Below are 12,032 nucleotides of genomic sequence, written 5' to 3'. Positions count from 1 at the left end.
GATGATGGAGCGTAAAATCTACGATCTGTTAAATAGCGTACCGGATCATGCTGACTATGCCGTTGATGCCGGAGACCTTGATTTGGAAGATGTTCCTACGGAAAGAATCAATGCCGTAAGGGACTTGTTGTCAAATACGAAAGACGACACGGAACGCTTTTTAGCTGCCAAGTTGCTGACTAGTTGGGGCGAACATGTAGGTCTTCTTGCGCTGGAACAGTGCATGGATAATTACAAAAGCATCGAAGACTCCTACCCTCACAGGTTGCGTGGTTATGATGACACCTACCATCAATTGCTAATGACTATTATTAGATATTACTCAAACTCGGCTGATAATGGTCGAGAACAAGAGGCGAGAGCTCAAATCTACGCTCCGCTATCCAAGATAATAAAGTTATCTGCTCACATGCCCTTTGAGATCGCCAATGTTTTTGACTTTATTAGTCGAGAACAATTTTTTGAGTACGTGCCACTTATAAAAGAACATCTTGTTTCGATAATCGATAATCCGGCCATGCATCGGTGGAAAATTACGGATGCTATTGATTTTTTGCAAAAAGCAGATGAACCGTTCGTGCTGTCACTTCTGAAGGAGAAAGGTAAAACAGTCGATGACTTTAAAGAGGGTTTCGTCTGATATTTTGGCAAGACGCGACTAAAGGACCTTTCGTCCTGTCGGATCAGGGCAAAAATTGGAAGGTCTTAGATGCCCCGGAAACCGGTCTGTAAGCATTATTTGGCAAATCCGGCAGGCCGGTTTCCGTGAGCTTTTGCGCCACCTCCGTGAGGTGGGGAGGCCGGCCAGATGATTCTCAGATTTATTTTCCCTGCTCTAAATGTCCGCCTCTGGCCGAATGCGTCCTTCAGATTTTCGCTTCGATGACTACTGAACAAGCACCACCGAAACCACTTCGATATATCTGAATTTTTTCTTTTTTGCATCGTTTTTTACCTCCTGTTCAGCGACGAACGTACTCAAAGGCGCCTCATAAACGAGAAGCTCGACGTCCCCCTCAAAATCCTTAGAAACGCGCAATGTCACCCTAAGCTTCGGTGAGAACCGCTTGGTACCAAATTGAGTACGCAGGGATGGCTGAGACGTCGGCAAGATTGGATGAGGTGATTTCGGCGCTGATTGAGGATCGGGCTCGGTCAAGGAGCCAAATAGCGCTAGGTGCATCTCCCCCTCACTCAATGCTGTGCTCATGTTGTATTTCTCGGTACAGGAATAGGTGGAGTCACATTTTACACATGGCAAACGATAGAAGCCGGTGCCACATGCAACAGAGCACAAGCATTGATTGCGAGCTGCAAACCTGCGCTCCTACCCCTCCCCCAACATCGCGTTTACTCATCACGCGAGTGATCAAGACGTTCGTACTGTTCTCGACTAGCCCCGCTGGCAGCAACCGCACTGAGCAAACGTTGTCGTGGATTCCAAATCGTCAAACACCATCCGCTGCGCCACTCCTCTCCTAAACTGAAGTATTCGCTCCATGGCTCGCTGCCAGGGATGAAGTCTTCTGGAAGACTCCCGGCCCTGATGCCCTTGATGTATGCGTCCGGCCAAGTCATCTACCCAACCCCGCAAAGCCGGGACATGGTGTGCACTTAAATTTAGGTGGGCACCAGTTCTAGCCTTTTAAGCGGGTATTTCATGCAGCCAACACGCCGTTCGTATTCCAAATCCTCAGAGTATTCGCGGTAGTGGGTGCTGACAGACAAACGGAACTGCATCACCTCCATTGGGATAGTTTACTAACGCTTAGAGGCAGACTTTACGGAAGGCGCGCAAAAATCGACTGTATTAATAATGGAGTCACTTCACTTAGTACCGATAGGTAGCCTGCACTGAAACGCCATTCGCACTATTGTCGTAGTTAGCACTGTATTCCGGTTGAAGACCGGAATTGTTCGCCTGCTTTACCGAGACTTTGGAGTCCCAGAGATATCCGTAAGCAAAATCTATCGTCAGATCGGAATTCGGCGAGTAAGCACCACCCAACGTCACGGCTTGGCGATTTCCAACTGGAATGCGCACGCTGCGGTCGGCGTTTCTGATGGGCGAAGGATCATAGGCGTAGCCTGCGCGCAGCAGCCATTGTTGGTTCACTTGATAGGAGGCGCCGACTGCGGTGCTCCAAGTGTCGCGCCAGTTCATTTCTTCGATCACATGCCCCAGGCCAGCCGCCTGCCCCATGGGGGAAAGACCGCTATTGACTGCCTCGACCTTCTGGATCCGGCTCCAACGTTTCCAGGTGGTCCCCAGGTAGCCCGTCCAGCGACTATTGAAATGATGGGTGATAGACGTGTCCACGGATTCGGGCATCGTGAGGTCTATCTTGTTGTCATACTTTCCGTTCAGCGGGATAACGCTCGGAGAACCAGAAACCTCAGTATGCCCTTCGAGTTCATAGTCCACCTTCGAGTGATAGTTAATCCCCCAACTGGTTGCCTCAGTAAAGTCAACCAGGATGCCTACGTTGTAGCCAAGTGCCGTGTCATCGCCTTTGATGGTGACCCGTGTGTCCTCGCCGTTGTTCAGGGCGCCGGTGGCCAGGTAATTCTGAAGCTTTGCATTGAAACGGTTTAGGGTCGGGCCGCCACCAATGGACACGTAATCATTGATTCGCCAGGCAATGGTGGGTTGCAGGGTTATTTCCTTGGTCGTGCTATAGGAACCATGGTAGCGGCCCTGAAAAGTGCTTTCGTAATCATTGATCAGACCACTCGGCGCATAAAGCCCCAGACCAATCGAAAGGCGATCATCAAGTGGCGTCGACATGTAAGCGAAAGGCACAGCCCCCAAAGGTACCGAGTCCCCCTTGTTCGTTCCCGCGACACTGCTCTGCGCATCACTGATGTCATCACTCACCGAGATGACCGCGGCACCGCCGGAAATCTCAGTGCGCTTCAACTTGGTCAATCCTGCGGGATTTCCAAAGATGGTGCTGGCGTCCAGCGCGGAAGACGACCTTCCCGCATAGGCCGTTCCCGCACTGCTTGCACTTTGTTCGTTTAAGGCAATGCCATTGGCGCTTGCAATTGTGGAGGCGCTGAGTAGTGCGATGGCACTGCTGAATTTAATCCAGACAGCACACTTATGCTGAACAGAGAGACACGGGATCACGCGGCTATTCAGTTTCATTTTCCACCTCTTGTTTGTTGTTTTTGTTGATTTCACGCAGGCAAGGCTTCGCCCTCCCGTGCACCTGTCAGTGCCGGTTGGAGTTGATCGATATTGTGTAAATGGCCCTGGCGGAACAGCACCAGGGCGTAACTGCTGGACTTACAGACTGCGAATCAGGAACTCAATTGATCCACTCGACTTGAAAGCTGTAACGCCCCAAAAGCGGAGCCAGGACTTCCTGACCAGTGCCGGCCCTGACGCAGGCAACCTGCCCACGACGATTGTCCTGCACGACTTCAACAGCAATATCCGTAAGCCCCAGACGTTCGACTTCCTGCTGGACTACTTTGGCAATCTCCCGCTGCTGCAAAGCCGGCTTGAATATCTTGCCCACGGCAGTCAGTGGCAACGCTTCGAGGATTTCAATGCGCTTGGGAACGGCTGCCCGCTCGCTGATGTTGAGATGAGCGAACGCCTGAAGTTCTTCGGCGTTGCACACTTGCCCGGGACGCAGTTGAACGTAGGCGACCGGCACCTCGCCCGAGTAGGCATCGGGGCTGCCGATTGCAGCGGCCAAGGCGACGGCGGGATGCGCCTGAAGCGCTTCTTCAATTTGCTTGGGATCAATGTTGTGACCGCCGCGGATAATCAGCTCCTTCTTGCGCCCGGTCAGCCAGAAATAACCTTGGGCATCCTGGCGGCCCAGATCGCCCGTATTCAGCCAGCGCTGACCGTTGATATCGATCCAGAGGCCCTGGTTATGGCGCTCTTCCAGATAGCCATTGAAGAGATTAGGTCCACGGATGGTGATCAGACCGATCTCATCCACGTTGGCATCGCGCAAGTACTCTCCGGAATCATTGAGCAAGACCGCGCGCATATTCTGGTAGGCGATCCGTAGCCCGATAGAGCCGATATGGCGCTCACCATGGGGTGGATTGATTGAAGAAACGCAGGCGCCCTCAGTCAGACCGTAACCTTCAAGAATCTTTACCCCGGTACGGCGCTCGAATTCTCGGAAAAGCTCCGCCGGCATGGGTGCGGCACCACAGATTGCATAGCGAAGACTGGAGAGGTCGCGGCCCTGCCATTCATTTTGCAGAAGTGCCGCATAGACAGTAGGCACACCGGAAAAGAGGTTGATACCGAAGTGCTCGACCATCTCCCAGAATCGTGGGATCACCCCCTCGCCTCGATACCCGTTAGGCGTCCCAAGGATCACATGGTCGCCTTGAGTCCAGGGCATCAGTCCAGTCACCAACTGGCCATTGACATGAAATAGCGGCAGGCCGCAAAACAGAACCTGGACATCACTGCGTGGCTGCATGTGAGCGGCGATGGCCCATGCATTGAATACTTCAGAGCCATGAGTTCGCGCGGCGATCTTGGGGAGCCCGGTGGTGCCGCCCGTGCAGATGTAGGAGGAGCACTCATCCTCGCGGATCCGCCGACCGCTCTTCAGGTGGGTGTGTGGCTGAGCATTCATCAGCGATCGCCAATCGTGGATCGCGATATCGCTGTGTAACTCTCGTTCCTGCCGTGCCATGGCTTGCCGAGCCCCACGCACCGATTCGGCGATATAGGGTTCCATGCTGACCCAAACCACAGACCTGACCGTAGGCAACTGATCCAGATGCGAAGCCAGTTTGGGCCACAGGTCGCTGCCTGCCGTTGGCGCGAGCGTCACTACTACAGATACCTTCGCGGCGTTCAGCAAGCCAGCCATCTGCTTGGCCTCGAGCAGAGGATTGATCGCCATGACGATGCCCGCCGCCTCCCCGCCCCATATCGTGAAATGGGTTTCCGGCAGGTTGGGCAGGATGAAGGCCAGCACCTCACCCGGTTTTATGCCCAGGTCATGGAAGGCATTGGCCGCGCGGGTAATATCCGCGAAGAGCTGGGTGTAGTTCCACTCGAAGGTGCGCTTGAAATCGGCGGCGTCGGCGAAGAAACTGAGCGCTGGTGCCTGGGGGGTACGCTCGGTCGCCTGGCGCAGCGCTTCATAAGTGCTGCAAGCCAGACCACGCTCCGACAAGGGAACTCGTTCGAGACTTTCGATGTCATCCAGGGTCTGCACAACCATCAGGCCTCCCCCACGACGCGATTGCGTTGCACGCCGAGGTCGATCACGCCATCGGCACTGCGAATGCGCGCCTCGACCACGTCACCGGCCTTGAGGTACTGCGTCCGGCTTTCCTGCGCCTTGAGGAAAAGCTTCCACTTGGTGGCTTCGGGCAGCAGGGCTGCAATGCGCATTTTGGCAGGCGAAGGGATCGTCAGGGCACAGCCGGCAGGCGTACCGGTGGCGATCAGGTCTCCAACGGAGAGATCTTGCAAGGCGGAAAGTTCGGTCAGGGTTTCAGCGGGGCCATAAACCAGGTTTGCCGTGCTGTCGTTCTGTCGCACCTGATCGTTGACCGTCAGGCGCAGTTGCAGCTCTTTCAGATAATGAATGTTCGTGGCATCCAGCAGGCAGAGGTACGGGCCGACCGGACCGAAAGTGCGATAGCTCTTGCCCTTGTAGAACTGCATCTGGGGAATCTGAATGTCACGAGCCGAGTAGTCATTGACAATGACGACGCCTGCAATGAACTCATGCAGATTGGCGTCGGTGACAGAAACAGAGCCGGTGATCGCGCGCTTCATCACAAGGCCCAGTTCGATCTCGTAGTCAAGGAAGCGCACGTGGCGCGGCTTGATCAGGTCGCTGTCAGCCGCCACCAGGCAACTCGTCGCCTTGGTAAAGATCATGTTGAATTTCTTCGCATCCGGGTCCATGCCCGACTCGATCATGTGCTGACGGTAATTGGCACCCTGGCAGACGAACTGCTGGTTACGGGTCACCGGCGACAGCAGTTTCACTTCGCCCGCATCCAGCTCCGTACCTTTCAGTTGAGCGAGGTCATCGATATTGTTCTGGCTAATGAAGTCACCGGTGGTATCAAAAGTACCGGGAACAACTGTGATACGGCCCTGGCGAAGTACGCCCCAGTGGATACCGTTCTGAAACTCAAAGCGAACTACGTGTACAGCAGACATTGAAGGTACTCCTGGAGCGGTGTTTGTCTCGCGCTCGGTGGCGCGGGAATTGTGGTGTTGTTCTGAGGGAGCGCTGGCAAGGGTGTAGACCCACGCACTGCCAGCAATCACAGCGCCAGCTTTAAGCACGTCGCGCCGGCCGTACCGGGTTGATTTGTCAGACATGGCAGCAGCTCTACCCGAACATCCGCATGAGTGTTACCAACTTTCGAAGGGTCAGGTCCGGGCTGCGTCGCAGGTTTCGGATCAGCAGAAGCAGATTGGCCAGGCTCATCTTGGGTTTGGTAAAACTCCTGGGCATGCGCTGCCCCCACTGCGCCATTGCCTCGGGGCTCACCGGATGAATGCCCATAGGTCGAGCGGCCGTGAAAACATCCCCGTCGCAGTAATGCTCGTGCTTGTCGCCCCAAGGGTCTTGCCAGTAATCGAAGATCTGACTGCCCAGAATGTGCCGGCCGATGCCCCATGAATGTTCCCAGCCGCGCTCGCGCAAGACGCGCTGCCCCATACCCACGGCGTCTGCATCGACGACTTCATAGGCGCTATGGCTATAGGTCGCCATGAACCCTTGTGCAATCGCGAGCGTATGGTGATCCGCGGGAATGTCACCGAGATCCAGGCGCATGAAAGTGACGATAGGCGTGCCGTCGGGGAGTACCTGTACATCACTTGGAATAAACCCGAAGTGCTGCGTATACCAGGCACACGTCGCTTGATAGTCAGCCACTTCAATGACGATATGGCCAAGCTTGAGGACTTCAGGGGGAGCAATCGGCGGGCGCTGCGTGGCGTTGATTCGGGGTTGCTCGTGCGCCAGATTCCAGTTCAAAGGAGCTCTATGTGCCAGAGGCTTGCCCGGGGTCTGGTCGCAGACGGCTTCCACAATGAAACCGGAAGGATCCATCAGTCTGACGTAATACCCTTTGCCAGGATGCTCCGACTTCTCTACCGATGACGCACCCGGGATTCGACTGAGCTTTTCCAGATCTTCCAGGGACTGCACTGCAAGTCCGAACCCGATAAAACGTGCCTGTTCGGCACGTTGGACACGGTAACAGTAGGCAGTCGCTTCGGCGCCCCGTAAATAGAGCGTATCGGCGTCCTGCCGACTGACCGTCAGGCCGAAGTCAGTCAGGAAACGCGCCGCCGCATTCAAGTCCGGCCGTTGGAAGATCAGGTGAGTCAGATCCTGAGCCTTCACCGTCGGCTGCGGATGCCGGGCGGGCTGTTGCGTCGCCAACCGGTGCAATTCGATTTTGTTGTTCATTGTTGTTGTTTTCCGGTTTTTTAGGGCAAAGCTGTCCCGAACCCCTGAAAAAAATCAGGGGTTTATTCAATCAAGTCAGTTACGGGCTCAGTCGAGAGATGGAAGCGCCGGCAACTCTTTGGTCGCCAACGCACGAGCCTCCTCTGACGGCACACCCAGTGCCCGCAGTACCAGCTCGGCGGTATCAGAGCCCGACTCGCGCCACGTTCGGTGACCTTCCAGTACCAGGAAAATCGAGCCCAGCACGCTGCTCGATATCAACGTCAGTACCGAGAGCAATTGCTCCTGCGCAAACGTGTAGCGTCCAGTGGTAAGTCCGCTCAGAAGATCCTTGGTCGCCTGGCTGCTAAACATTTCGCGCAACGCCGAATTGCTCATGGCGAATTTATGGATGAACGCGCCCCACTGGGAGTCTTCGTGCGCTCGGCGAATGAAGAACCGAATGCCATTGGCAAGACGATGAGCGGGATCCGAGAGGGAATCGAAGCTCTTGTTGACGCGTTCATGCATCTCCCTCGCGAGATGGCTGGCGACCGCCTCGAACAGGTTTTCCATGCTGTCGATGTTGCTATAGACCGTTCCGCGCGCCACGCCTGCCTCTTGCGCGAGGTCGAGGATGTTCACTTGTGAGGTGCCTCTCTCGGCGAACAGGCGAAAGGCGGCTTGATGAATGCGGCGCTGTGTTGGATTCAGGGATTCCACGGTTCTCTCTCCAGGATTACCTTATGGATCGATTGAACACTCGTGTTCATTTTACGTCAACCCTATTTTTTAGTCTGTTGGATTTTTTGCCGAAAACCCGACCAACAGCGTAATGATTTGGATGCCATGATCGATGTCTTTGGATCAACAAAAGCCCTTCACATTGACACAACTGAACACGCATGTTCAATTATGTCATGACTCAGGTTCGTCTTCCCGACAAGCACCTGGCTCTGCCCAACGATGAAAACCAGGACACAACATGACCGTCTCAAATCTCTTCAAACCGCTTCGATTGCCCAATGGCACGGTGATTCCAAACCGAATTGCCAAGGCTGCCATGGAGGAGAACCTTGCCAATGAGGAACACGCTCCAGGCGAGGCGCTGGTTAAGCTCTACCAGCGTTGGGCGGAGGGTGGAGCCGGCCTGATCATCACTGGCAACGTCATGGTTGACCGCCATGCGTTGACCGGACCGGCCGGCGTAGTGCTTGAGGACGATCGGAACCTGGGCAAATTCAAGTTATGGGCCGATGCTTGCCGCAGCTGTGGAGCCCAGGCCTGGATGCAAATCAATCATCCCGGACGGCAGCTATTGGCTTCAATGGGGCAATCGGCAAGAGGCCCCTCCGCAGTGGCGGTTGATATCCCAGGGCTTTCAAAAGCGTTTGTGCTGCCCAGGGCTTTGGAGCAGCAGGAGATCGAAGAGCTGATCGTGCGCTATTCCCAAGCGGCGGTGCTGGCAGAGCGTGCCGGATTCACCGGTGTGGAGATTCATGCCGCGCATGGCTACCTGTTCAGCCAATTCCTTTCGCCCTTGACCAATCGGCGTGACGACCGCTGGGGCGGCAGCCTGGAAAACCGTGCGCAAATTCTCCTGCAAACCATCGACGCCATACGTCAGCGAGTGGCACCGAACTTTTGCGTCGCTGTGAAGCTCAACTCTGCAGACTTTCAGCGCGGCGGGTTCGATGCCGAGGATGCGGCTCGCGTGGTGGAAATGCTGAATGCCAAGGCGGTCGACCTGGTCGAGTTGTCGGGTGGCAGCTACGAAAGCCCGGCCATGCAGGGGCAGACCCGCGATGGCAGCCGCCTGGCTCGAGAGGCCTACTTTCTCGAGTTCGCAGAGAAAATAGGAGACATAGCGCGCATGCCGCTGATGGTCACCGGCGGCGTGCGTAGAAAGGAGGTCGCGGAGCGAGTGGTGAGCGGCTCGGTATCAATGGTCGGACTTGCCACTGCGTTAGCAATCGAGCCAGCCCTGCCGAAACAGTGGATAGCGGGTCGGGACATCAAAGTGGAGCCGATCGTGGTCCGCTGGAAGAACAAGACGCTGGCATCGCTTGCAGTGGCGTCGGTGATAAAGAAACAACTCGGCTTGCTGAGCCAGGGAAAACGGACAAACCCCGGGATGTCGCCACTCATGGCATTGATCGGCAATCAGTTGAAGTCTCGCCGCCAGGCGAAGAGCTATCGACAATGGATTGATCAAGCCAGGTAGATCAAGGATGACATCGGATCAGGCCGGTAACGGCTTGCCGGCGATTTTCCTGGCTTTGGCAGGTGTGACGCCCAGAGCCTGGAGAACCATTTCGGCGACCCGCAGATCGTGCTCCGCCACTGCCCGCCCCTCGACAACCGAGCGCATGGCTCCGGTTGTGCACGACAGGACGATGTCCAAAGCGACCCCTTCGTCCTCGTAAGCAAACGTGCCCGCACGCAATCCTTCACGCAAATCGCCCAGTACATGGCCAGCCAGACGCGAGCGCATGGCCTGGTCGAAATGGATGATGCGCAGCAGCGCATTCGCCCATTGGTGGTCTGCCGCCGCCCGGCACACAAACATGCGCACACCGATCGAAAGCCGCTGCGCACCGCAGTTCACGTCCGTGCTGAGTGTGGAAATGGCATCGGAGAACTCGGCGGCCATGGCAATTCCCACCGCCTCCAGCACTTCATCGCGAGTTCGAAAGTAGTTGTAGATGGTGCCGTTGGATACCGCGGCTTCCGCAGCCACCTCGAGCAGTGCGATCTCCCCCACTTCCTTACGTGCGATAAGGCGCAATGCCGCGTCCATCAGGCCGCGACGGGTGCGCTCACGTTTCTTGTGACCTCTCGTGAGAGGTTCTGGCGCATCAGCTTCTAAAGGAAGTGTGGGGGAATGCATGATCAAGCTCGCAATCTAATGGGCTCGTTGATGGTAATGGAAACGCTGTCAGCAGTGGCGTCTTCGCTGGCCAGCAGATTCCCGCAGTCTCGAAGGAGATTGCCTGCCTCGGCGCCGGGGGCGTGGTGCATGATGATTCGGTCGGGGCGAACCACAACGAGCGTTCCCTTGGCAGCCAGCGGCAGGATCTCATGGTTCATGTCTTCGATGAAATCACAGCTGCCGCCGGAGCGTTGGCCACGTGCTCTGACTTCTAAAAAGTGACCTCCCATTTTTTCCCAGGAAATGATCTGATCAGGGGTCAGCAGTGACAACGGGTCAACACCGAATCCAACCAGGGTCAGGCTATCTCCCAGAGCATCGTCGCTCAGCTTGATCTGCTTCTGCAGGTTGCGAGTCCAGGCCTGGGGAAACAGGCTGCCACGCACCAGCTTGTCGCCTCGGCGATGCTGCACGAACAGGCCGTGGTTGAAGATGTTCTTCGGCTTGATGTCCAACTGTTCGAAGTACCTTCTGGTCGCGGGAGTCAACGCCAGCGTACGCATCAGGCCGTGGACAAAGAATGCGGCAATCTTGTTCTTGGGCATCACCAGACGGCCCATGAGTTTCGCCAGATTGATCATCGCCTGGGCATGGGGGCGGCGCTCTACGTCATAGCTATCGAGTATTGCAGGCGCCGCATGGCCGCGAAGGACCCAAGCCAGTTTCCAGGCAAGGTTGGCGCCATCCCGAAGTCCCGCGACGAGGCCCTGCCCCACAAACGGAGGAGTGATGTGCGCTGCGTCGCCGGCGAGAAAGACACGCCCCTTGCTGAATCTGTTGCAGCAGCGCGCATGGAATCGATACACCGCCTTGCGCTCGATTTCCAGCTCCAGCGGGTTGATCCATGGCGCGATCAGCCGGGCTATGCTTTCCGGGCTTTCCAGCTCTTCCCGGGACTCGCCGGATTGCAGCATGAACTCCCAACGCTCCCTGCCACCGGGTGCCGGCATGTGCGGCGTTGGCCGTCGCGGATCACAGAGAAACTCGATGTGATCAATCGCAGACTTATGCCGGTTCTTGACATCGACAATCAGCCAATCCTCCGCATAGGTCTGCCCATCGAACTCCTGGCCAATCAACGCTCTGACTCTGGAGCTGGCGCCATCCGCTCCGATCAGGTACTGGGCGCGAACGGAGTGCGATTGCCCATTCTGATCCCGTACGGAGGCGACGACGCAATCCGACTCCTCGACCAGGCTCTCAAGTTCGAAGCCACCCAGGCTGGTCACGGTCTTAAGCCGGGAAACCTGGCCGCGCATCGCGTGTTCGAGGTCGGGCTGATAGAACGTCACGAGTTTTGGATGGCCGTCGACGCACCCCTCGGTATTGGCTCGACCGAATTGCCCGAGGACCGGGGAGTGCATCTTCACCTCAGGGATTACGATTTTCTCGAAAGCGTCTTCCGACAAACCGGCTTGTTGCAGGATGCGCAGCGCCTCGTTGTCCAGGGCAATGGCACGAGGCATCAGTACGACGTCATGGACCTTGTCCAGTACCAGTGTCGTGACCCCATAGCGGCCGAGCAGCGCCGCGATTGTCGCACCTACCGGACCATAACCGATGATCAGCACGTCGACGGCGGCGGGAGGCAATTCGCAAACTTTCTTGTTGTTGTTCATCTTGAGCCCTTGTTGTGATTGAAGTCGTGAGACACGAGGTCTCATCGTCAGGCAAGGTGAAGG

10 protein-coding genes are annotated in these 12,032 nt (G+C 56.2%); 2 read left to right on the top strand and 8 right to left on the bottom strand.

Translation table 11 applies throughout. The features are described from left to right. Window positions 1-4: 4 nt before the first annotated feature. Window positions 5-640, top strand: a complete 636-nt coding sequence (locus ACYZTY_RS11285) for a hypothetical protein (protein WP_461959297.1) — start codon at window positions 5-7, stop codon at window positions 638-640. Between the two features lie 246 nt (window positions 641-886). Here ACYZTY_RS11285 and ACYZTY_RS11280 read toward each other — a convergent pair whose 3' ends face one another. The 6 genes from ACYZTY_RS11280 to ACYZTY_RS11255 all read right to left on the bottom strand — a co-directional run bounded on the left by ACYZTY_RS11280 (window position 887) and on the right by ACYZTY_RS11255 (window position 8,141). Then, window positions 887-1,210 carry a hypothetical protein gene (locus tag ACYZTY_RS11280; protein ID WP_461958542.1) on the bottom strand — a complete coding sequence of 108 codons (324 nt, stop codon included), beginning with the start codon at window positions 1,208-1,210 and terminating at the stop codon, window positions 887-889. 621 nt (window positions 1,211-1,831) lie between these two features. Continuing rightward, entirely contained in the window at window positions 1,832-3,151 is a 1,320-nt protein-coding gene (locus tag ACYZTY_RS11275) for an OmpP1/FadL family transporter (protein ID WP_461958541.1), read from the bottom strand. A gap of 163 nt (window positions 3,152-3,314) precedes the next feature. Beyond that, the gene (locus tag ACYZTY_RS11270; protein WP_461958540.1) at window positions 3,315-5,216 is read right to left on the bottom strand and encodes an acyl-CoA synthetase; all 1,902 of its coding nucleotides are present in this window, start codon (window positions 5,214-5,216) and stop codon (window positions 3,315-3,317) included. After that, window positions 5,216-6,172 (bottom strand): fumarylacetoacetate hydrolase family protein, encoded by a 957-nt coding sequence (locus ACYZTY_RS11265; RefSeq protein ID WP_461959296.1) that lies wholly within the window; start codon window positions 6,170-6,172, stop codon window positions 5,216-5,218. The genes ACYZTY_RS11270 and ACYZTY_RS11265 overlap by 1 nt, the downstream gene beginning before the upstream one ends. Window positions 6,173-6,347: 175 nt before the next feature. After that, entirely contained in the window at window positions 6,348-7,439 is a 1,092-nt protein-coding gene (locus ACYZTY_RS11260) for a VOC family protein (protein ID WP_461958539.1), read from the bottom strand. Between the two features lie 87 nt (window positions 7,440-7,526). Then, window positions 7,527-8,141 carry a TetR/AcrR family transcriptional regulator gene (locus ACYZTY_RS11255; RefSeq protein ID WP_461958538.1) on the bottom strand — a complete coding sequence of 205 codons (615 nt, stop codon included), beginning with the start codon at window positions 8,139-8,141 and terminating at the stop codon, window positions 7,527-7,529. Window positions 8,142-8,403: 262 nt separating this feature from the next. On the opposite strand from ACYZTY_RS11255, the gene ACYZTY_RS11250 reads away from it, so the two are divergent. Next, entirely contained in the window at window positions 8,404-9,642 is a 1,239-nt protein-coding gene (locus ACYZTY_RS11250; RefSeq protein ID WP_461958537.1) for an NADH:flavin oxidoreductase/NADH oxidase family protein, read from the top strand. A gap of 18 nt (window positions 9,643-9,660) precedes the next feature. On the opposite strand, the gene ACYZTY_RS11245 is transcribed toward ACYZTY_RS11250, so the two are convergent. Together ACYZTY_RS11245 and mhpA are read right to left on the bottom strand one after the other, a co-directional pair. Beyond that, the gene (locus tag ACYZTY_RS11245) at window positions 9,661-10,308 is read right to left on the bottom strand and encodes a TetR/AcrR family transcriptional regulator (protein ID WP_461958536.1); all 648 of its coding nucleotides are present in this window, start codon (window positions 10,306-10,308) and stop codon (window positions 9,661-9,663) included. Window positions 10,309-10,310: 2 nt separating this feature from the next. After that, window positions 10,311-11,969 carry a bifunctional 3-(3-hydroxy-phenyl)propionate/3-hydroxycinnamic acid hydroxylase MhpA gene (gene mhpA / locus ACYZTY_RS11240; protein ID WP_461958535.1) on the bottom strand — a complete coding sequence of 553 codons (1,659 nt, stop codon included), beginning with the start codon at window positions 11,967-11,969 and terminating at the stop codon, window positions 10,311-10,313. Between the last annotated feature and the right edge of the window lie 63 nt (window positions 11,970-12,032).

It is taken from the genome of Pseudomonas sp. LB1P83 (assembly GCF_054897885.1).
This window is presented reverse-complemented; position numbering and strand designations above follow the sequence as displayed.